Below are 22,122 nucleotides of genomic sequence, written 5' to 3' on the forward strand. Positions count from 1 at the left end.
CCTCTTTATCTACGTGTTGTGTTGTGGTCAGAAGCCGACACGTTGCTGCTGGCGTCCGGTAAGATGTTCGGTGTAAGCCTGGTTCACGGATTCACGGGCGCTGACTTCCGGCACCCCGACATCCCACCAGGCATCCCCTGGTGTCCAGCTACAGGGATGAGTGGCGATAGAGATGACGGTCGTACGGTCATTTCCTTTCGCCCACTGAATGGCCGCTTCCAGCTCTGTCAGCGTATTAACCTTGCGGGCGCAGGCACCCATCGATTGCGCGTGAGCGACAAAATCAACATGAAAAGGCTCCTGCACCCGGCAATCTTTCAGCAGGTTATTAAACGATGCGCCGCCCTTGGCGTTTTGCAGGCGGTTGATCACCGCATATCCCCCGTTATCGCAGACGATCAGGATGAATTTATGCCCGGAGAGGACGCTGGAGTAGATATCCGAGTTCATCATCATGTAGGTGCCGTCGCCGATCATCACGATGACATCGCGATCGAGCCCCGCCATTGCGACCCCCCAGCCCGCGGAAAGCTCGTAACCCATGCAGGAGAAGCCGAACTCACAGTCGAAGGTACCCGGATTTTTCACCCGCCAGCCTTTGACCAGCTCGCCCGGCAGCCCGCCGGCGGCGCTGATGATGTAGTCTTCCGGCGCCGCCTGCGCATTGACGATACCCACGACCTGGGCGTAGGTCGGGTCACCTTCCGCCGGAGTCGGCTCCTGTTTTTCGGCGATCAGCGCATTCCACTTCACGAAAGCCTGACGTCCTCTCTCCAGCCACGCGGCGTCTGCCCGCCAGTTGCCCAGCGCCGCGTGTAAATCATTGAGCCCTTCGCGAGCGTCGCACACCAGCGGCAGCGACAGGTGCTTATGCGCGTCGAAACGCGCGGCGTTGAGGGTAATAAACTGCGCGTCATGGCTGAATACGGTCCATGAGCCGGTGACAAAATCCATCAGCCGGGTGCCGATAGCGAGGATCACATCGGCATTGGCCGCCAGCTCATTGGCGGAAGTGGAGCCGAGAATACCGATCGGGCCCATATGCAGCGGATGGTGATGAGTGAAAGTGCCTTTGCCGGCAATGGTTTCCACCACCGGGATCCCATGTTCTGTGGCGAAATTTTCCAGCGCGCTTTCTGCCTGCGAATAACGCACTCCGCCACCGGCGATAATCAACGGACGTTGCGCCCGCTGCAGCCGTTCAGCGGCGAGGGCCAGCTGTACCCGATCGGCCCGTGGGCGCGCCGTCAGATGCACCCGCGGCTGAAAGAAGGCGTCCGGATAGTCATACGCCATCTCCTGCACATCCTGGCAGATACCGATAAACGCCGGACCACAGTCGCCGGGATCGAGCATGGTGGCGACCGCCTGCGGCAGAGAGGAGAGGAGCTGCTCCGGGTAGGTAATGCGATCCCAGTAGCGGCTGACGGCTTTGAACGCATCGTTAACCGTTTGGGTTGGGTCGTTAAAGTGTTCCACCTGCTGCATCACCGGATCCGGACGACGGCGTGCGAAGCTATCGCCACAGATCATCAGCAGGGGTAAGCGGCTGGTATGGGCGACACCTGCCGCCGTCAACAGGTTAGTCGTCCCCGGTCCGATGGACGCGGTGACTACCATAATCTGCCGCCGAACCATCGCTTTAGCAAAACCGACGGCGGCAAAAGCCATGGACTGTTCATTCTGTCCACGCCAGGTCGGGAGGGTTTCCTGTGCGGCTTCCAGGGCTTCACCTAAGCAGGTGACGTTACCATGACCAAAAATGCCATAGACCCCCGGAAAGAGAGGAACCTGTTTCCCGTCCACCTCTGTAAACTGATTGCTCAGATAACGGACGATTGCCTGAGCCGCCGTACAACGAACAGTAGCCATGCTTTTACTCACTCTAAAAGGGGATGCCGTCTAAGGACATCCTGGTTACGGGTGACATCTTTTATTGCTTTATGTGCTTGGCTAGCAATAAAAGTTGCAAAAAAAGGCTGTGGTTACCCCTTCCCGGCAGACCGGGAGAGGGGGATATCTCATTCTCCATCAGTCGCGCTGGCGTTTACGTCCCATGCTCGCGTGCTGGGCTTGCTCAGTCAGCGTTTCTAGCCGTGGTTCTGCTTCCTCAGGCGAGAGCGCCGACGCTAATGCCATCGCAATGCTTTGCGCCAGGCACACCGGGGCCGCCAGCGACCGCGAGAAGCTGTACTCTTCTTCGGGGATGGTAAACAGAACCCGGGCATTTTTGGCCAACGGCGAAAGCGGGCTATCGGTCATGGCGATGACAGGGATCTGCCGGATAGCCGCTTCATCGGCGATGGCAATCACCTCTTTGGCGTAATGGCGAAAAGAGATGGCAAGCAGTACGTCGCCTTCACGCATATTGCTGGCTATCTGTTGGGCCAGCCCCCCGGAGGAGTCCAGCAGGCAAACCCGGCGATTCAGCATGGTCAGCAGATAGCGCATGAGCTGCGCTACCGGTTCCGAACGTAACTGACCGGCGATAAAAATCGTATCTGCCTCTTTTAACAACCGGGCGGTAACATCCAGGTCCCGCTCGCTGACATTGCTTAATAGCTCCTGCAGGGTGGCGATATCACGGATCACCAGGCTTTGCAGAAAACCCAGATTGCCCTGGTGCTGATTTTTTTTCAGGTCGTTTTCCAGCGCGGTAATCCGCTCATTATATCCCGGTGCCGCCGTCGCCAGCCGGGTCTGGAAGACGCTCTGCATCTGTTTAAATCCGCTGTAGCCGAACGCCTGGGCAAAACGGACCAGCACCGAAGGATGCATACCGCATTTCGCGGCTATGGCGTTAATCGACTCCAGCGCCACGGTATTGGGGTTTTGCGTAATGTAACGCGCGGCCTGTTGAAAGCGCTCCGACAGCTGGGGATAGCGGCGGGTGATTTCATTCACGATCTGCTCATAGTTGCGATGAGGGATCGTGTTATCCGGCAGCTGGTTGTGTTTTTTCTGACTCATTTGATGGTCTTCCTGGACAGTACACCGTTATGCCTGCACGTTACTGCAATAAAAATTGTGAGTAAAAGCTCATCTGCAATTATTTCTATCCGATCGTTCGGCTGCTGGGAAAAAACTTGGATGAAATTTGTGATTGCTATCGTAAAAATAAATTTTCATTTTTATTTATTTTGAAATAAACGTTGCGATTTCGTTTTTTATCTCACTGATTTTTATTGATTAAATACACATCCCCCTCGTTTGTTTTGTCATAAATCCCCTTATTGCAATTTTTGTTGCTTATAACCTATGTTTGCAATTAATGGTGATTTTAAGGCAGGAAAGCAGCCGGAGGCATGACGACAATGTACGACGATTATGGGCAGTTTATTGCGGGAGAGTGGCGTCGGGGGAGCGGTCCGCAATCGATCGCGGTATGCGATCCGGGCAATGGGCAGATTATCGGCCAGATTACGGCGGCGGCAGAAAGCGATACTCAGGATGCGCTGCTTAGTGCCGGGCAGGGACTGGCGCTTTGGCGAGAAACCCTTGCCTGGCAACGTGCCGATATCCTGCAGGCCGTGGCGCGAGAAATGGTGGCGATGGCGCCGGAGGCCGCGCTGACGATCTCCCGGGAAAGCGGTAAACCGTTGGCACAAGCGAAACGTGAGTGGGAGCTGTCGGTCGATCAGTTTGTCTGGTATGCCGAAGAGGCGCGGCGTATCTACGGTCGCATTATTGAAAGCCGCGTACCGGGCGGGCGTCTGGAGGTACACCATGAGCCGGTGGGGATCGTTGCCGCGTTCACCGCCTGGAATTTTCCGGTAGTGCTGGTGGCGCGTAAGCTGGCTCCTGCCCTGGCGGCCGGTTGTGCGGTGGTGCTGCGTCCCTCCAGCGAAGTTCCTGGTTCGGCGATGATGATTTTTGAGTGCTTACGCCGGGCGGGTCTGCCCGCCGGCGTGGCGAATCTGGTGATCGGGCCGACCTCTGCTACCTACGAGCCGCTGGTCAGTTCGCCGCTGGTGAAGAAGATCTCGCTCACCGGGTCGACCCGGCTGGGGCAGCAGATGATCCGCGACTCCGCCGCCACAATCAAACGCCTGAGTATGGAGTTGGGGGGGAACGCACCGGTGATCGTCTGGCCGGATGCCGACATCGATAAGGCGCTGGATCTCTCGGTAGCCACCAAATTTGCCAACAGCGGCCAGGTGTGTGTGACCTGCGATCGTTTCTATGTCCATGAGAGCTGCTATGCCGCGTTTGTCGACGGCTTTGCCGCGCGCGCCAGCAGACTGAAGGTCGGCTATGGTCTGGAGCCGGATACGCAAATGGGGCCGTTGATTCATCCCCGCCGTCTGGAGGAGATGGCAAGCATCGTTGAGGATGCCAGGCGTAAAGGCGGCCGGGTGGTGACCGGTGGACGGCGTATCGAGTGCAATGGCGGCTATTTCTTCGAACCGACGGTGATTGCCGACCTGCCGGATGAGGCGCGGGCGCTGGCCGAAGAAAACTTTGGCCCGATTGCCGCCATCACCTCTTTTGGCGATGACGATGATCTGTGGGCGCGGGTCAACAATAGCGGCTTTGCGCTTTCCGCCTATGCCTTCACTCGTGACCCAGCCAGGATGCGTGAAACCGTCGCCCGTTTCGAATCCGGTATGGTGGGGATCAACAGCTATGCGCTGGCGGCGGCTGAAGCGCCGTTTGGCGGGATTAAAGCCAGTGGCATGGGGCGGGAAGGGGGAAGCGAAGGTCTCCTCGACTATATGAATGTCAAGCTGGCACAAATTGTGGTGTAAGGAGCAGTGATGAAAACGAATAACATCAAAGCCTGCTGGGCGGCGGGGATACCGGTGCTGAACGGGTGGCTGAGTATCGCCAGCGCTTTCAGTGCCGAAATCATGGCGGAGCAGGGTTACGACGCGCTGACGATCGATCTGCAGCACGGTTTTGTCGGGTATGACGATGCCAGGCCGATGCTGCAGGCAATGCGCGCCAGCGGCGTGGCGCCGATGGTACGCGTGCCGTGGCTGGATCCAGGGATGATTATGAAGGCGCTGGACGCCGGCGCCTGGGGGATCATCTGCCCGATGATTAACACCGCGGAGCAGGCGCGCGAGCTGGTCTCCTGCGTACGCTACCCGCCTGCCGGCAGCCGCAGCTTTGGCCCAACGCGCGTGACGTTTTCCGCCGGCCAGGATTACGGCCAGCATGCCGATGAGCAGGTCGTCTGCTTCGCCATGATTGAGACCGCAGAAGCCGTACGCAATCTTGACGCGATTCTCGATACCCCCGGTCTGGATGGCGTTTACATCGGCCCGGCCGATTTAACCCTCGGTCTGACCGGACGTCGATACCGCACCGGCTTCGATCGTGAAGAACCGGAGATCGTCGCGGCAATCCAGCAAATTCTCGCGGCGGCCCACCGCGCCGGGAAGCGCGCCGGTTTGCATAACGGCACGCCAGAGTACGCGGCGAAGGCCGTCAGCTGGGGATTCGATCTGGTCACCGTCTCTAATGATGTCCAGCTGCTGCGTTCCGCGGCCGCCGCCAGCGTTCAACGCTTTCACCAGCTGCAGGGGAACACCTCGCCGGCCGGGAGCGTTTCGCCGAAGGGAGGTTACTGATGCCGCATGTTCTGGTGGCCGGGAAAATTCATCCCGCAGGAATTGAGCTGTTGCGTAGTGCGCCGGGATTTACCGTCGAACTGATTTCGCCGGTGAGCGTCGACAGCTATGCGCCGTTTTTGCCGCAGGCCGATGCCTTATTGATCCGTACCCAGCCGCTGACCGCCGTAGAGATTGCGAGCGCCCGGCAGTTGAAGATCGTCTCACGTCACGGCGTAGGTTATGACTCGGTCGATATCGCAGCGCTGAGCGCCCGGCACATTCCGCTGGCGGTGGTGGGCGATGTGAATTCGCGTTCGGTGGCGGAGCATACCCTCGCGCTGCTGCTCGCGTTGGCGAAGCGGGTCTGTTACTTCGACCAGGCGATTCGTGCAGGAGACTGGAACAGTCGGAACACCTTTTCTGCCGTCGAACTGGCGGAGAGAACGCTGTTTATCCTCGGATTCGGCCGTATTGGCAGGGAGGTTGCCCGACTGGCGCAGGCTTTTCGCATGAAGGTGGTGGCCTGGGATCCTTATGTGGCCGACAGCGCGTTTGCCGATCTCGGCGTTGCCCGGGTTCGGGATATCGACGCCGGACTGCAGCAGGCGGATGCCGTCACTATTCATCTGCCGCGGGTGGGCGATCGGCCGCTGATCGGCCGGGCGGAACTGGCGCTGCTCAAACCCGGGGCATTGATTATTAATACCGCCCGGGGGGGAATTATTGATGAGGACGCGCTGGCCGGCGCGCTGGCCGCTAATCATCTCGGCGGGGCGGCGCTGGATGTTCTGGAATGCGAACCGGCGGATCTGGCCTCCGCGCTGCTGGAACAAAAAGAACGCCTGATCCTGACGCCGCACAGCGCCGGGTTGACCGGCGAAGCGGCGATGCGCATGTCGGTGTCGGCGGCGCAGAATATTATCGATTATTTCAACGAATGCCTGGAACCGTCGCTGGTCGTCAACCCTGAAGTGCTGGCGATCAATGCGGTGATGAACCCATTACCTTGAAGCCTGAAGATCCTGTGGAGAATACCATGATAAACGTTGCAGTCCTTGGCGCCGGGCGTATCGGCCATGTCCATGCGGCTAATGTAGCCGGTCATTGCGATGCCGTGCTGGCGGTGGTTGCCGATCCCTTTATTGAGAATGCGCAGAAACTGACGGCGGCATATGGCGGAAGAGCGATAAGCGATCCGCTGGAGGCTATCGCCGACCCGACCATCGACGCGGTGGTGATCGGGACGCCGACGGATACCCACGTGAGCCTGATGCTGGCGGCAGCCCAGGCTGGGAAGGCGGTGTTATGTGAAAAGCCGGTCGATCTGGATATTCAAAAAGCGCGTGAAGCCCAGCGGGTGCTTGGAGAACGCGCCTCCCGGGTGATGTTGGGGTTTAACCGCCGTTTTGACCCGGGTTTTAGCGAAATTCACCAGCGTCTGCGGGCGGGAGAGATTGGCGAGCTACATCAGCTGCTGATTACCAGCCGCGATCCTGGCCTGGCCCCGATGAACTACCTCAAACATTCCGGGGGCATATTTCGCGATATGGCGATCCATGATTTCGATCTTGCGCGCTGGATCCTTGGCGAGGAGCCGGTGGAAGTCTTTGCCAGCGGTAGCCGGCTGTTTGCGCCCGAACTGGAGGCGTTGGGCGACTACGATACCGTGATGGTGCAGCTGCGTACCGCTTCCGGCAAGCAGTGTCAGATTAACTGCAGCCGACAGGCGGTATATGGCTACGACCAGAGGATTGAAGCCTTTGGCGCCGGCGGCATGTTGCTTAACGACAATCAGCGTGAGACCAGCGTACGCCGCTACGGCGCACAAGAGACGGAAGTTCGTGGCCCGCTGCTTAATTTCTTTATGCAACGCTATACCGACGCCTATCGTCTGGAGATGGCGGCATTTATCCGTGCGGTAAAACAAGGGGGAGATGTACCGGTGAATATTCACGATGGCTGTGCGGCATTAGCACTGGCAGACGCTGCACAATTATCGGCGGATACCCGGCAGGTCGTACAATTGAATTAACAGTTTTCTACAAAATATATCTGGATGAGTTGATGCCGCTGGCTATTTCCCCATGGTGGGACGGTGAACGCTTTGCTGAATATAGCCATTCAACGTAACCTGCCGGAAATTTTATTTATATTTTCGGCACACATTTAAAGCTAATCATTTATCTGGAAGATGAACATGAAAAAAATAACCTTACTGTGCCTTGCCTCGTTATTAGCCAGTCCTGCCGCCATGGCTCTTCAGGTTGGCGTAACGATGGCGCAAATGGATGATGTTTTCCTTTCACGGCTGCGCGGTTATATTGCCGAACGGGCAAAAACCTATCCCGATATGAAGGTGCAATTTGAAGATGCTCAGGGGGCGGTCGATAAATCGCTTGGCCAGGTGCAAAGTTTTATTAATGCGAAAGTCGACGTCATTATCGTTAATCCGGTCGATACTCAGGGGACAAAGAATATTACCGATGCGGCTCGCGCCGCGAAAATCCCGCTCATCTATCTCAACCGTATGCCCTCTGATTCGAAAATGGGCGATGGCGTAAGCTATATCGGCAGCGACGAGATCGAAGCCGGACGCATGCAGATGCAGTATCTCGCTGACATGGTGAAGGATCGCAAAAGCGTCAACGTCGCGATTATGAAAGGGCTGTTAAACAATGATGCTACCCGTTTCAGAACCCAGGGGGCGAAAGAGGTGATTGCTAAACACCCGAATATGCATGTGGTGCTCGAGGATACCGCGAAATGGATGCGCGAAGATGGTATGAATCTGATGAATAACTGGATACTTACCGGCGAGAAAATCGATATTCTTTCTGCTAACGCTGATGAAATGGCCATCGGCGCGGCGATGGCCATTAAAAGTAATGGCATGAAGGTGGGTAAAGATATTCTGGTGGGTGGGACCGATGGCGGAAATAATGGCCTGCAGGCCATGAAAACCGGCATGATGACCGTTACCGTATTTCAGGATGCCAAAGCCCAGGCTTTCGGGGCCGTCGATATGGCTGAGAAAATATCGAAAGGGGAAAAGGTAAAAGATATTGAATTTATCCCCTTCCAGTTAATTACCCCAGAAAATTATCAAAAATTCATGAACCATTAATAATGGATTTTCCGACGGTCAATGAGTGCACTGGTGATATTCACAAGTGCACATTTTATGACGGAGTTTTTATGCTTACGATGAAAGGTCCAGGCGTTTTTCTTGCGCAGTTTGCCCGCGATGAAGCGCCTTTTCATTCTCTGAACGCGATCGCCGGTTGGGCGGCGGAAAAAGGGTTTAAAGGGGTGGAGATTCCCAGCTGGGATGCGCGCCTGATTAACCTTGAGCGCGCGGCGGAGAGCCAGACCTATGCCGATGAAGTGTTGGGCATCCTCGATGAACACGGGCTGGCGTTGACCGACCTCGCCAGCCACCTGCAGGGACAGCTGGTGGCGCTGCATCCGGCCTTCGATCTGCCTGCCGATAGCTTTGCCCCGGCGGCGCTGCGCAATAATCCCCGGGAGCGCCAGCAGTGGGCAAGCGAGCAGCTGCTGCTGGCGGCAAAAGCTTCACGGCGGCTGGGCCTGACGAAGCATGTCACCTTTTCCGGTACCCTGCTGTGGCCCTATCTCTACCCCTATCCGCAGTGGCCGGAAGGGTTGATTGAAGAGGGGTTTACCGAGCTGGCCCGCCGCTGGACGCCGATCCTCAATGCCTTTGACCAACAAGGCATCGATCTGTGCTACGAAATTCATCCCACCGAAGACCTTCATGATGGGCTGACCTTTGAGCGCTTTCTGGAAAAAACCGGCAACCACCCGCGCTGCAACATCATGTACGACCCGAGCCATCTGATCTTGCAGGGAATGGATTACCTGACCTACATCGACCATTACCACGAGCGCATTAAAGCATTTCACGTTAAGGATGCCGAGTTTCGCCCGGACGGCAAAACCGGCGCCTACGGCGGTTATCAGCCGTGGAGTCGCCGGGCGGGACGCTTTCGTTCACCGGGAGACGGGCAGATCGACTTCGGGGCGATCTTTTCAAAACTGACCGGTTATGACTTTGACGGCTGGGCGGTTCTGGAATGGGAGTGCTGTTTTAAGAATCCGGAAGATGGCGCCCGGGAAGGGGCGCAGTTTATCGCGGAACACATCATCAAGGTGACCGATCAATCCTTTGATGATTTCTGTAAATCCTATGCCGATCGTTCGGTAAACCGAAGCATTCTCGGACTATAAGAGGGCAAAATGAGCAGACAAACTTTGCAGGGACGGCGTATTCGCTTAGGAATGGTGGGCGGCGGAGAGGGGGCTTATATCGGCGGAATTCATCGCTTTGCCGCCCGGCTTGACGATCGCTACGAGCTGGTGGCCGGCGCATTTGACGTCGATGCGGAAAGGGGACGGGCGTTTGCTCTCGACAATTTGATCGCCGAGGATCGTGCCTATACCGACTATCAGAGCATGGTTGCCGCCGAAGCGGCCCGCGAGGATGGTGTCGATATCATCGCTATCTGTACGCCGAATTTTACCCATTTCCCGATAGCCCGCGCCTGCCTTGAAGCGGGGATAGATGTCATTTGCGAAAAGCCGCTCACCACCACCCTGGCGGAAGCGGAGGCGCTGCAGGAGATCGTGGCGCGAACCGGGCGCTTCCTCGGCGTGACCTATACCTATTCGGGTTACCCGATGGTTGTGGAGGCGCGTGCGCGGATCGCGGCAGGGCTGCTCGGCAAGGTACGTACTGTACAGGTGGAATATCCGCTGGAGTGGATGGCCACCGGCGTGGAACTGAAGAATAATCAGCAGGCGGCCTGGCGGGTCGATCCGCTGAAAAACGGCCGCGGCGGATCGATTGGCGATATCGGTACCCACGCCTATCATCTGGCGGGCTATGTCACAGGGTTGAAGGCGCAGAGCGTGCTGGCTGACTTAGCCACTTTCGTTGAAGGCCGTGCTCTGGATGATAATGCCCATGTGCTGATCCGCTATGAAGGCGGCGCGCGTGGAATGCTGTGGTCTTCGCAGGTGGCGATCGGCTGCGCCAACGCGCTGCGTCTGCGGGTATTTGGCGAAAAAGGCAGTTTGATCTGGTCCCAGGAGCAGCCCAACGAACTGGTTTTCACTCCGTTAGAAGGGGTGACGCAAATCATTAAGCGCGGGCGCGCGGATCTGGATGCGCTCACGCAAGCGCGTACCCGCACGCCGCCGGGCCATCCTGAAGGCTATATCGAGGCGTTCAGCAACCTCTACAGCGGCTTCGCCGCAGCCTTGCATAGTCGTGAGGCGCAGCAGGCGCTCAGCCTGACGGGGGCCGCGGTACCGCAGGTGTATGATGGTCTTAAAGGCGTGGCGTTTGTCGAGGCGGTTGTCGACAGCCATGAGCAGGGGTCGCTGTGGGTCACGCCAGCATACCGCTGAGGCGATGTGGATGCGCACTCTTCACCGACTGCGCATCTTCCTTTCAGGTATACATATTGAACCGGGTGATGATGTTGATCCGTGAATAGGGTTTGAGCGAGTCGCCCTCAGGGATAAAACCGTGGAAGGCCAGCAAAGAGCGGAATGCGGTCTGCGCATCCAGCTGCAGATTGTGTTCTATCAGCGCATCGATTTTCCCCGCCTGCATCAGTGCCCGGTTTTCCCGGTCAAAATCATGGCCGATAAAGGTCTTTATGCGTCGGTTTCTCTCGGCGAAGGCGCGGATAATCCCCGCGTTACCGCCGCCGACGGTATAGACCGCTTCGGTATGCGGATGAGCATCAAGGTACTGGCACAGACAGGCGTACATCTGATGGTCAATGCCCAGTCCGCCGGCGACGACATTGATGCTGTTGCGCGGGGCAAACTGTTCAATTCCCGAGATAAATCCGGCAATACGCTCCCGCTCTCCGATGAAATCATTGCTGCCGGTGACGGCGGCGATTTGAGTGCTGTCGGCGCCCAGCCACTTTGACATCAAAAATGCCGCGGCTTTGCCCGCATCAACATTATCCATGCCGATGTAGCGCAGACGGGCGCTGGACGGAATGTCGGTGACGATGGTGACAACCGGCACGCGGCGTTTGAGCAAAGCGTCGATGGTGGAAACCAGCGAGGGGGAGTTCATGGCCTTTAAAATCACGCCGTGGCTGCTGAGCGCGCATTTTTTCAGCAGCGCGTTCATCTCTCGCTCGCTGATGTCCTCGTAACAGTGGAAGCGGAGCTGAATGCGAAAGGGGTTAAAGCTGGCTAACTGGCTGCTGAGCGCCTCCCTGACCAGCTCGCTAAAGCGTTCAGGGGTATGCATGATGACATCGAAATAGATCGTTCTTCCCTGGGCGAGCCCGGACTTTTGCAGCAGTTCCAGATCGGCCAGAGCCTGCTGAATGCGATGCAGCGTTTGCGGGTGTACCTGCCCCCGATGATGTAGCGCCCGGTCGATCGTGGCGAGACTCAGTCCTGACTGAGCGGCTATCTGCTTTTGGGTAAATTTTGCCATCGATCACATGAGGTTTTTATGAGGTGTTTTTGAGGTTCTTGATGTGGAGTCTAGCTGCTAAGTTATTTCTTAACAACGTTCGTTTTCGAGACGTTGAACAAAAAAATAACCGCCGTCTGGCACCCTTACCCCGTGGAGCTACTCATGACATCGCAATATTTTGTCCGACCCGATCGGGCCTCAGTTGAGGATTTCAACATCTTCTGTCAGCAGCAGGTGAACAAACAAGACTATCCGCTGGTCAGCGAAGTCGCTGAGGAAGTTCTGATTTACGACCATGACGTGTTAGCGCAGGCCGCGGCGACCAATAAACATGCGGTATTAAGCGAGCTACATCAGGGGCTCTCTTACGGTCCCGGCGTGCTGGTGGTACGCGGGCTTTATCAGGATATGGATGTCATCGACCGCGCTTCGGCGGTGTTTGAAACCATCATGGCCGATGAGTCTCGCACCCGGGTTCAGGCTGACCACTTTTCTCGCGCGGGGAACAATGGCCGGATCTGGAATGCGTTACAAAAGCTGGCGGAGCGTAGCCCGCAGACCTTCTGCGACTACTATGCTAATGAAATGCTTGGGTTAATTTGTCAGGCGTGGTTGGGACCTGCGTGGCGAATGACCGCTCAGGTTAACCAGGTACGCCCTGGCGGCGAAGCGCAGCAGCCCCATCGCGATTATCATCTCGGCTTTCAGCAGGGCGAGTTTGTTGCCGAGTTTCCCATCCCTGCGCAGATTCTGTCGCAGTATTTGACGTTACAAGGGGCGGTTGCGCACAGCGATATGCCGCTGGCGTCAGGGCCTACGCGCCTGCTGCCGTTTTCGCATCAGTATGAGCTCGGCTATATGGCCTACCGCCAGCCGGAGTTCGTCGACTACTTTAACCAGCACTATGTTCAGTTGCCGTTGCAAAAAGGCGACGGGCTGTTTTTTAACCCGGCGTTGTTTCATGCCGCCGGGAACAACACGACGACTGATCATGTTCGCACCGCTAATCTTTTGCAGATCTCCTCGGCGTTCGGCGTCCCGATGGAAGATGTGAACCATGAGCTGGTGTTGAAAAAAATCTATCCCCAGCTTCAGGACGGACAATATCGCGCGGGCGATTTTCAGGCGCTAATTGCCGTGGCTGCCCGGGGCTACTCATTCCCCACCAATCTTGATACCGACCCGCCATTAGGTGGAATGGTCCCGAAAACCCAACAGACTCTGGTGCGGGAAGCGCTGGCAAACCGGTGGGATGAGGAACAGTTTACTCGTGCTCTCGACGAGCATACCGCGCGCAGAAAAGGGTAGGCGTTTGCACATAAAAAAAGCCAACCGTCAGGTTGGCTTTTTGCGGTCCGCGCGGTGGGAAATTACTTTTCCAGCGCGTCGTGTGCATGTTCATCTTCGCGGCAGTCGCCTTCCGCACAGTGGCCGTAAAGATACAGGCTGTGGTTGGTCAGACGGATGCCATGGCGGTGGGCGATTTCACGCTGACGCGCTTCGATAGACTCATCGCTGAATTCGATCACTTTGCCACAATCGAGGCAAATAAGGTGATCGTGATGGTGCTGCTGGGTCAGTTCGAAAACAGATTTACCGCCTTCGAAGTTGTGACGAGTCACAATGCCAGCATCATCAAACTGGTTCAGCACGCGATAAACAGTAGCGAGACCAATTTCTTCACCCATGTCGATCAGGCGCTTGTATAAATCTTCCGCACTGACGTGATGGTTATCCGGTTCCTGCAGGACTTCCAGGATCTTTAATCGTGGAAGTGTGACTTTCAGGCCAGCCTTCTTTAATGCGGTATTGTTGTCAGTCATGCGGAATCTGTCCTGTTGCTAAACGATCTACTTCCATCAGCGGAAGTAATACAGAGAATCACCCGATGCAATGCGTCTCATTATAGAACTGCCATCGTTAAATGAAAACTGCAAGTATCGGGCCTTGTATGCTGTCAAAAACGAGGTCCCAGCTACAAACTGCGTCACCTGACCTCGTTAAATCAGAGGACATTGTACAGATATGTGATTAAAAGTTAAAAACTTGTAGCTATTAGTTTGATTGCTTCTATCTATTAATGCGGCGAAATTTAACGGTAACGCCGCACAATCATCAGGCGTTTTTGATTTCTTCGAGATGCAGCTCTTCAGAGACCTGCTTAACCCACTTAGTCACGCGTTCGTTGGTCAGCTCCGGCTGGCGGTCTTCATCGATAGCCAGACCGACGAAGTGATCGTCATCCGCCAGGCCTTTAGAAGCTTCAAAATGATAGCCCGCAGTCGGCCAGTGGCCAACGATGGTGGCGCCGCGCGGTTCAATGATGTCGCGGATGGTGCCCAGCGCGTCACAGAAGTATTCCGCGTAGTCTTCCTGATCGCCGCAGCCAAACAGCGCAACCAGTTTACCGTTAAAGTCGACCTCTTCCAGCGTCGGGAAAAAGTCATCCCAGTCGCACTGAGCTTCACCGTAGTACCAGGTCGGAATGCCGAGCAGCAGGATGTCGTAGGCTTCCAGATCTTCTTTGCTGCTCTTGGCAATGTCGTGAACATCAGCAACATCTTTACCAAGCTGCTTCTGAATCATTTTTGCAATATTCTCGGTGTTGCCCGTGTCGCTGCCAAAAAAGATGCCGATGATTGCCATGAGTAAAATAACCTCTTGAAACTTAATGATGTGGTAGTGGCGTAATGCCCGCAGATAACGGCAATCATAGCAGAACAGGAGAGGGCGCGGAAACAGCAATCACGCCCGACTGCACACTCTGCTACATGAAAGTGTTTTTTTGAGGATTTTCAGGCTTTATCCCGGCTGTGCAGGGTTGCCAGCTGGTTCATCAGCATCTCTTCGATCAAATCGCTGCGGTTCATATTGCGAGCTTCCGCCAGTTCGTTGAGCGCATCAACCGCTTCAGCGTTGAGTTTTAACTCCACACGCTTCAGGCCGCGAACTTTATCGCGTTTGAGCTGATTGCGTTTATTTATGCGCAGTTGTTCATCGCGCGAAAGCGGATTGGTCTTTGGTCTACCCGGGCGACGCTCGGTTGCGAACAAATCTAATGTCGTACGGTCCGTTTGTTCTTTTGCCATGATTCAGAGTGACTTCGGGGAAACAAGTTGCCGGGCTATAGCCGACACAGATAGCGCGCCATAATACATCAGGCGAACCGCTGCGCCAACGACCGCGGGCATTCTGCAGCGCGGTCGGGCAGTTTTTAGCCAGTTAAGCCTGCAAAGCGGTCAGATAGCGACGAATGGCGCGCAGGACGGCTTCCGGTTTCTCCGCATGTACCCAGTGGCCGGCGCCGGCGATGACGTGCGCCCGCGCCTGTGGGAACTGGGCGAGCAGGGTATCGCGATAGTCATCGGTGACGTAGGGGGAGTTGCCTCCCGGGATGAACAGGGTTGGATGAGGCCAGGCAGGAACCGTTTGCCAGCCCACGATGTGCGGATATTGATCCCATAACACCGGCACGTTGAAGCGCCACTGGCCATCAACGAAGGATTTCAGCAGAAACTGAATCACGCCTTCTTCCTGTAGATGTTCGCGCATCACCGTGGCCGCCTGCTGACGGGACGCGGCGCCGGCGTCGGTGACGGCATTGATGGCGTTGAAAATTTCATCATGACGGCGCACGTGATAGTCCACCGGAGCAATATCAATGGCGACCAGGCCTGCGATGCGCTCCGGCGCCAGCGCGGTGAGCGCCATGACCGCTTTTCCGCCCATCGAATGACCAATAAAGGTGGCTTTCTCTATCTGCCGATCGTCAAGAGTATCGAGCAGATCCTGCGCCATCGCCGCGTAGGTCATCTCCGGCGAACGGGGAGAAAGACCGTGGTTACGCATATCAACCTGCAAAATATCGTAGTCGTTCACCAGGTCGCGGGCGAGGATGCCCAGGTTGTCGAGACTGCCAAACAGACCGTGGACCAGGACAACCGGGGAATTATTGTGCGGATTTTGTGCAGATTGCGTGCGGCTATTTAATTTCATGGCAAAGTTCTTTTTTTCGCTTCGTCGGGTTAGGGTATTATGTTGGACATTCTGCCATCCGGCTGCAAGACCCAGAGCTATCTGAGTTTTACCGCCATCCTGGTTTGACGCTATCCGCGGTCAGGATTTGTCCTTATAATCCTGACAACTTGTATTCAGAATAAGATATCGCACTGGATTAAGATGAAAACAATTGAAGTTGATGATGATCTCTATCGCTATATTGCCAGCCACACCCAGCATATTGGCGAGAGTGCATCCGACATTTTACGGCGCATGCTGAAATTTTCCGCCGTTTCCCAGACTGCCGCACCGGCTGTAAAAACCGCGCCGGCGCCGGCAGCGACGCCTGCCGTCGAAGCGAAGCCCGTGAATCCGGCGAAAGATAAAGTCCGCGCGATGCGCGAGCTGCTGTTATCTGATGAATACGCCGAACAAAAACGCGCGGTGAACCGCTTCATGCTGGTCCTGACCACGCTGTACTCCTTAGATAACAAAGCGTTTGCTGAGGCCACCGAGTCTCTGCACGGGCGCACCCGCGTTTACTTTGCCGAAGATTCGCGGATCCTGCTAAAAAGTGGTAACCAGACCAAACCCAAACAGGTTCCTGGTACACCGTGGTGGGTTATCACCAATACGAATACCGGTCGTAAGTGCAGCATGATCGAACACATCATGCAGTCGATGCAGTTCCCAGCGGAATTAATTGAGAAGGTCTGCGGCACGATCTAGTTTTATTCACCTTGCATCAGAAGGATCAGGCAATGGCAATCGATAAGCGTGCGGGTCAGCCTGCACAACAGAGTGATTTGATTAACGTCGCTCAGCTGACCGCGCAGTACTACGTACTGAAGCCGGAAGCGGGCAACGCGGAGCATGCGGTGAAGTTTGGCACCTCTGGCCATCGTGGCAGCGCAGGGCGCCATAACTTCAATGAGCAGCATATTCTGGCGATCGCTCAGGCGATTGCGGAAGACCGCGCGAAGAACGGGATTACCGGTCCCTGCTACGTGGGTAAAGATACCCACGCGCTCTCCGAACCGGCCTTTATTTCGGTTCTGGAAGTGCTGGCAGCCAACGGCGTTGATGTTATCGTGCAGGAAAACAACGGTTTCACCCCGACGCCGGCCATTTCCAATGCCATCCTGGTGCACAACAAAAAAGGCGGTCCGCTGGCGGACGGCATCGTGATTACGCCGTCGCATAACCCGCCGGAAGATGGCGGTATCAAGTACAATCCGCCGAACGGCGGCCCGGCGGATACCAACGTCACCAAAGTGGTCGAGAATCGCGCTAACGAACTGCTGGCCTCGGGTCTGCAGGGCGTCAGGCGCCTCTCCCTCGACGCGGCACTGGCATCCGGTCATGTCAAAGAGCAGGATCTGGTGCAGCCGTTTATCGAAGGACTGGCGGATATCGTCGACATGGCGGCGATTCAGAAAGCCGGCCTGAAGCTCGGTGTCGATCCGTTAGGGGGTTCCGGTATCGAATACTGGAAACGCATCGCCGAGTACTACAAACTCGATCTGACTATCGTCAACGATCACGTCGATCAAACCTTCCGCTTTATGCACCTTGATAAAGACGGCGCCATTCGCATGGACTGCTCTTCGGAGTGCGCGATGGCAGGGCTGCTGGCGCTGCGCGATAAGTTCGATCTGGCGTTCGCTAACGATCCGGATTATGACCGTCACGGCATCGTCACGCCGGCAGGTCTGATGAACCCGAACCACTATCTGGCGGTGGCGATTAACTACCTGTTCCGGCATCGTCCGCAGTGGGGCCAGGATGTCGCCGTCGGTAAGACGCTGGTCTCCTCGGCGATGATCGATCGCGTGGTGAACGACCTCGGCCGTAAGCTGGTGGAAGTGCCGGTGGGCTTTAAATGGTTTGTTGACGGTCTGTTCGACGGCAGCTTCGGCTTCGGCGGCGAAGAGAGCGCGGGCGCCTCGTTCCTGCGTTTTGACGGTACCCCGTGGTCGACCGACAAAGACGGGATCATCATGTGCCTGCTGGCGGCAGAAATCACCGCCGTCACCGGTAAAAACCCGCAGGAGCACTACGACGAGCTGGCCGCCCGCTTCGGCGCGCCGAGCTATAACCGTCTGCAGGCTTCGGCCACTTCCGCACAGAAAGCGGCGCTGTCGAAGCTGTCGCCGGAAATGGTCAGCGCCAGTCAGCTGGCCGGCGACCCGATCACCGCACGTCTGACCGCCGCGCCGGGCAACGGCGCATCGATTGGCGGTCTGAAAGTGATGACCGACAACGGCTGGTTCGCCGCACGTCCGTCAGGTACGGAAGACGCTTACAAGATCTACTGCGAGAGTTTCCTCGGTGAAGCACATCGTAAGCAGATCGAGAAAGAAGCGGTGGAAATCGTCAGCGAAGTGCTGAAAAACGCCTGAGTCAGGTGAAACGAACAGGCATTCTCAGGGGATTGTCGCCCTTTTAAAGGGCGGTTGATCCGCGGAGTGACGTAGAAGGGTTCCATGGTCATCATGGGACCCTTTTTTATGGCGCCATTCCGCCGTTCGCAGAGGTTTTCCTGCTTTATCGGTGGAGCCCGCAGGATGGCGACAGGAATCGCGCTACGGCATAAACCGATAGCCGATCCCCGTTTCGGTCAGTAAATGCTGCGGGCGCGCCGGATCGACCTCCAGCTTTTGCCGCAGATGCCCCATGTAAATGCGTAAATAATGGCTGTGTTCCACCGCATTTGGCCCCCACACCTGATTGAGCAACTGGCGCTGGGTGAGGACCTTGCCGGGATTATTTAACAGCACCACCAGCAGACGAAATTCAATCGGCGTCAGGTGGAGCTCTTCGTCACCGCGTACGATGCGGCGGGCGGGAATATCGACTTCAATATCGGCGAAGCGCACCAGCGGCTCGTCGGCTTGCGCGCCGGCATGTCGGCGCATCGCAACTCTCAAGCGCGCCTGCAGCTCGCCAATGCCAAAGGGCTTACTGAGATAGTCATCGGCGCCGGCGTCCAGCGCGGCAATTTTATCGTGCTCCTCGGTACGGGCCGACAGCACGATAATTGGCATCTGACTCCACTGCCGCACGTCGCGAATAAACTCATTGCCGTCGCCATCGGGTAGTCCGAGATCGAGGATGACTACATCAGGTTTGCGGGTTGCAGCCTCAATAAGGCCCCGTTGCAGGGTATCGGCTTCAAATACGCGCATACCGTCGGCTTCCAGCGCGGTGCGCAGAAAGCGACGGATAGCATGTTCATCTTCAATAATCAGTACGTTTATCACCCGTTATTCCCGTTCAGACAGATAGAACCCTCTCCTTCAGAAGCGCCCGGAACGCGGCTAACGCCTTGCTCAGGATACTCTCGCTGGCGGTAGTCCGGGCAGGCGCGCAGCAGCGCCTCGCGGGCATTCGGCCGGGGCAGCGTTATGCCGCTCCGGTCCATTCATCCAGTTCCGGGGCCGTTTCCCTGGGGAGTGTAACACGGAAGCAGGCACCGCCCTCTGGTCGCGTATGAGCGCTAATCGTACCGCCGTGCACTTCAACAATCGCACGACAGATGGCCAGACCCAACCCGACGCCAGGGATCGCCGACTCTTTATGTCCGCGGGAGAACTTATCAAAGATAGCCTGTTCCTGACCCGTTGGGATCCCGGGACCATTATCCCACACCTCTAAGCGCAGCTGCTGCTCATCATCCTGCGCCGTAATGCCGATCTGCGCCTTCGAGCCGGCATATTTCAACGCATTCTCCAGCAGGTTAATCAGCACCCGTTCAAACAGCGGGCCGTCGACATGAACCAGCAGCAGCGGATCGGGCAGCGCCAGCTGAATATGCTGCCCGCCGAGCCCCGGTTCCAGCATCCGCAGGGCGCTGCCGATCACCTCTTCGAGTGTCAGCCACTCTTTATGTAAGTTAAATCCGCCGGACTGAATGCGTGCCATATCCAGCAGATTATTGACCAGCCGGGTCGTATTCAGCACGTGTTGACGAATTTCATTGGCCTGCGGAGCATGTTTCGAGCCTTCGCTGGCGAGGTCGAGCGTCAGAATTTCCGCCTGCCCGAAGAGAACGGTCAACGGCGTGCGCAAATCATGGGAGAGTGCCGCCAGCAGCGAGTTGCGCAGGCTCTCCCGCTCACTGTTGAGTCGGGCCTGCTCTTCGCTGGCGGTGAGCGTCAGCCGCTCCAGCGCGCTGGCGACCAGTAGCGTAAAGGTTTCCAGCAGGCGCTGCTGCTCAGGAATCATCAGCTGACGCAGGTTTTCGGGTTCCACTACCAGCAGTCCCCAGGTCCGGGCGGCGCTTTTCAGCGGTAAGATTTGATAGGGGACGCCGGGCAGCGTATCGGTACCGGCACCGGCGGGCTGGCCCTTATCGAAGCTCCAGCGGGCGATGGCATCGTCCCACGAGGTCAGCCCCGGCTGGTGGGTGAGCGGGTGCAGTTTGCCGCTACTGTCCGGGAGCAGCAGCTGCCCGCGGGCCTGGAACGTGGAGGCGATAAAGCGCTCGCTGGTCGAGGCAATGTCATCCTCGCTGCGCCCGACCGCCAGCGCTTTTGACATCTCATACAGATGGCGGGTGCGCTGCTCACGATAACGCGCCACGCGGGCCTGATAGCGGACGCCGGCAGTGAGATTCCCAATCAGCAGGCCGACGGTCAGCATGACGCCAAAGGTCAGCAGGTATTGTACGTCGGAAACCGCCAGCGTGCCGCGCGGCGAAACAAAGAACAGGTCGAAGCTGACCACGTTGATAACCGTCGCCAGCACCGACGGCCAGCGGCCGTATAGCAGCGCGATAATCACCACGCCAAGCAGGTAGAGCATGACCAGGTTGGCCGCTTCAAAGGCCACCAGCCACTGCATCGCCACCAGCGTAATGACCGCGCAGAGCGCCAGCGCCACCAGGCAGCCCTGGATTTGCAAGCGCCACTTCTCCATGGTGGTACGACTGTCGCTGGCCCGCGAGGGCAGCGGGGCGCTTTTCTCATCAAGGGCGATGACCACCAGATCGAGGTCGGGCGCGTCACGCGCCAGGCGATCGGCGAATCCGCTGCGGTTCCACCAGCGGCGTTTTCCCTGACGGCCAATCACGATTTTGCCCAGATTGTGCTCGCGGGCGTAGTGCAGTACGGCTTTCTCTTCGGACGGGTCGGAGAGCGTGGCTGTTTCCGCCCCTAACTCCTGCGCGAGGCGCAGGGCGGCCAGAATGGCCCGCCGTTTCGCTTCCGGCAGACGGTGCAGGGAAGGCGTTTCGACGTAAACCGCATGCCAGATGCTGCCAAATCGTGCGGCCAGTCGCGCGGCGGCGCGCACCAGTTTTTCACTGCCGGTATTATGGCCGATGCACAGCAGAAGGGTGTCGCGGGTATGCCAGACCTTTTCCTGCCCCTGGCGGTCGCGCCAGGCGCGCATCTGTTCATCGACCCGATCGGCGGTCCGGCGCAAAGCCAGCTCACGCAGGGCAATCAGGTTTCCTTTGCGGAAAAAGTTTTCAATAGCCCGCTCCGCCTGGCCGCCGATATAGACCTTGCCTTCATTCAGGCGCTGACGAAGATCGTCAGGAGGCAGGTCGACCAGCACAACATCGTCGGCGGCGTCAAAAAAGGGATCGGGGACGGTTTCGCGCACCTGAACGCCGGTAATGCCGCTGACGACATCGTTCAGGCTTTCGAGGTGCTGGACGTTCACGGTGGTAAAAACATCGATACCGGCATCGAGAAGCTCGTCGACATCCTGCCAGCGTTTGGGGTGGCGCGAGCCTGGCGCATTGCTGTGCGCCAGTTCATCAACCAGGATCAGCGCCGGCCGGCGCGCCAGCGCGGCGTCGAGATCGAATTCGTGGACGTAACGCCCACGATGAGAGAAGCGGCGCTGGGGGAGGGTGCTGAGCCCTTCCAGCATCGCCGCGGTCTCTTTCCGCCCGTGGGTTTCCGCCACGCCGATCAGAATATCCAGCCCCTGGGCGCGCAGCCGCTGCGCTTCCGCCAACATAGCCCAGGTTTTACCGACGCCTGCGCAGGCGCCAAAGAACACTTTTAGCTTGCCGCGATGCGGCTCGCTGGTATGTTGCAGCAGGCGGTCCGGGTCCGGGCGCAGCGGCTCGTCACTCAT

General features: G+C 57.2%; 19 protein-coding genes. 10 read left to right on the top strand and 9 right to left on the bottom strand.

Features of this window, described 5'->3' with window-relative positions:
• Positions 1–27: 27 nt before the first annotated feature.
• On the bottom strand, positions 28–1,872 hold the full coding sequence (gene iolD, locus MC50_RS15970) for a 3D-(3,5/4)-trihydroxycyclohexane-1,2-dione acylhydrolase (decyclizing) (RefSeq protein WP_046853067.1): 1,845 nt from the start codon (positions 1,870–1,872) through the stop codon (positions 28–30).
• Between the two features lie 159 nt (positions 1,873–2,031).
• Positions 2,032–2,970, bottom strand: a complete 939-nt coding sequence (locus MC50_RS15975; RefSeq protein ID WP_046852940.1) for a MurR/RpiR family transcriptional regulator — start codon at positions 2,968–2,970, stop codon at positions 2,032–2,034.
• Between the two features lie 344 nt (positions 2,971–3,314).
• Here MC50_RS15975 and MC50_RS15980 point away from each other — a divergent pair, with 344 nt between their 5' ends.
• The 7 genes from MC50_RS15980 (at position 3,315) to MC50_RS16010 (ending at position 10,988) form a co-directional block, all read left to right on the top strand.
• On the top strand, positions 3,315–4,748 hold the full coding sequence (locus tag MC50_RS15980) for an NAD-dependent succinate-semialdehyde dehydrogenase (protein WP_047664376.1): 1,434 nt from the start codon (positions 3,315–3,317) through the stop codon (positions 4,746–4,748).
• Between the two features lie 9 nt (positions 4,749–4,757).
• Positions 4,758–5,576, top strand: a complete 819-nt coding sequence (locus MC50_RS15985) for an HpcH/HpaI aldolase family protein (protein WP_032688833.1) — start codon at positions 4,758–4,760, stop codon at positions 5,574–5,576.
• Positions 5,576–6,568 (top strand): hydroxyacid dehydrogenase, encoded by a 993-nt coding sequence (locus MC50_RS15990; RefSeq protein ID WP_047664380.1) that lies wholly within the window; start codon positions 5,576–5,578, stop codon positions 6,566–6,568. Before MC50_RS15985 ends, MC50_RS15990 begins: the two co-directional genes overlap by 1 nt.
• Positions 6,569–6,594: 26 nt before the next feature.
• Positions 6,595–7,590 carry an inositol 2-dehydrogenase gene (gene iolG / locus MC50_RS15995; RefSeq protein WP_032688831.1) on the top strand — a complete coding sequence of 332 codons (996 nt, stop codon included), beginning with the start codon at positions 6,595–6,597 and terminating at the stop codon, positions 7,588–7,590.
• Between the two features lie 165 nt (positions 7,591–7,755).
• A complete protein-coding gene (locus MC50_RS16000) occupies positions 7,756–8,682 on the top strand; it encodes a substrate-binding domain-containing protein (protein ID WP_032696389.1) in 927 nt (308 codons plus the stop codon).
• A 71-nt stretch (positions 8,683–8,753) separates the two neighbouring features.
• Positions 8,754–9,806 carry a sugar phosphate isomerase/epimerase family protein gene (locus tag MC50_RS16005; protein ID WP_032688829.1) on the top strand — a complete coding sequence of 351 codons (1,053 nt, stop codon included), beginning with the start codon at positions 8,754–8,756 and terminating at the stop codon, positions 9,804–9,806.
• A 9-nt stretch (positions 9,807–9,815) separates the two neighbouring features.
• Positions 9,816–10,988, top strand: coding sequence for a Gfo/Idh/MocA family protein (locus tag MC50_RS16010; protein ID WP_179275595.1), 1,173 nt, complete (start codon positions 9,816–9,818; stop codon positions 10,986–10,988).
• Positions 10,989–11,031: 43 nt separating this feature from the next.
• Here the strand turns inward: MC50_RS16010 and MC50_RS16015 are convergent, their stop codons facing one another.
• On the bottom strand, positions 11,032–12,048 hold the full coding sequence (locus MC50_RS16015; protein ID WP_032688827.1) for a substrate-binding domain-containing protein: 1,017 nt from the start codon (positions 12,046–12,048) through the stop codon (positions 11,032–11,034).
• 144 nt (positions 12,049–12,192) lie between these two features.
• Here MC50_RS16015 and MC50_RS16020 point away from each other — a divergent pair, with 144 nt between their 5' ends.
• Positions 12,193–13,338 (top strand): phytanoyl-CoA dioxygenase family protein, encoded by a 1,146-nt coding sequence (locus MC50_RS16020; protein ID WP_032688825.1) that lies wholly within the window; start codon positions 12,193–12,195, stop codon positions 13,336–13,338.
• 62 nt (positions 13,339–13,400) lie between these two features.
• On the opposite strand, the gene fur is transcribed toward MC50_RS16020, so the two are convergent.
• The 4 genes from fur to ybfF all read right to left on the bottom strand — a co-directional run bounded on the left by fur (position 13,401) and on the right by ybfF (position 16,026).
• A complete protein-coding gene (gene fur / locus MC50_RS16025; protein WP_015584881.1) occupies positions 13,401–13,853 on the bottom strand; it encodes a ferric iron uptake transcriptional regulator in 453 nt (150 codons plus the stop codon).
• Positions 13,854–14,145: 292 nt separating this feature from the next.
• Complete coding sequence (gene fldA / locus MC50_RS16030; protein WP_032696387.1) at positions 14,146–14,676, bottom strand: flavodoxin FldA; 531 nt, start codon at positions 14,674–14,676, stop codon at positions 14,146–14,148.
• 149 nt (positions 14,677–14,825) lie between these two features.
• On the bottom strand, positions 14,826–15,119 hold the full coding sequence (gene ybfE, locus MC50_RS16035) for a LexA regulated protein (RefSeq protein ID WP_004859608.1): 294 nt from the start codon (positions 15,117–15,119) through the stop codon (positions 14,826–14,828).
• A 133-nt stretch (positions 15,120–15,252) separates the two neighbouring features.
• Entirely contained in the window at positions 15,253–16,026 is a 774-nt protein-coding gene (gene ybfF / locus MC50_RS16040) for an esterase (protein ID WP_032688823.1), read from the bottom strand.
• Positions 16,027–16,209: 183 nt separating this feature from the next.
• Here ybfF and seqA point away from each other — a divergent pair, with 183 nt between their 5' ends.
• Together seqA and pgm are read left to right on the top strand one after the other, a co-directional pair.
• Positions 16,210–16,758 (top strand): replication initiation negative regulator SeqA, encoded by a 549-nt coding sequence (seqA, locus tag MC50_RS16045; protein WP_032688822.1) that lies wholly within the window; start codon positions 16,210–16,212, stop codon positions 16,756–16,758.
• Between the two features lie 32 nt (positions 16,759–16,790).
• On the top strand, positions 16,791–18,431 hold the full coding sequence (gene pgm, locus MC50_RS16050; protein WP_032688821.1) for a phosphoglucomutase (alpha-D-glucose-1,6-bisphosphate-dependent): 1,641 nt from the start codon (positions 16,791–16,793) through the stop codon (positions 18,429–18,431).
• A 183-nt stretch (positions 18,432–18,614) separates the two neighbouring features.
• Here the strand turns inward: pgm and kdpE are convergent, their stop codons facing one another.
• Both kdpE and kdpD read right to left on the bottom strand, forming a co-directional pair.
• Positions 18,615–19,292 (bottom strand): two-component system response regulator KdpE, encoded by a 678-nt coding sequence (kdpE, locus tag MC50_RS16055; protein ID WP_032688820.1) that lies wholly within the window; start codon positions 19,290–19,292, stop codon positions 18,615–18,617.
• 142 nt (positions 19,293–19,434) lie between these two features.
• The gene (kdpD, locus tag MC50_RS16060) at positions 19,435–22,122 is read right to left on the bottom strand and encodes a two-component system sensor histidine kinase KdpD (RefSeq protein WP_046852917.1); all 2,688 of its coding nucleotides are present in this window, start codon (positions 22,120–22,122) and stop codon (positions 19,435–19,437) included.

The sequence above is a fragment of the Klebsiella planticola genome, from assembly GCF_000783935.2.
Classification (GTDB): domain Bacteria; phylum Pseudomonadota; class Gammaproteobacteria; order Enterobacterales; family Enterobacteriaceae; genus Klebsiella; species Klebsiella planticola.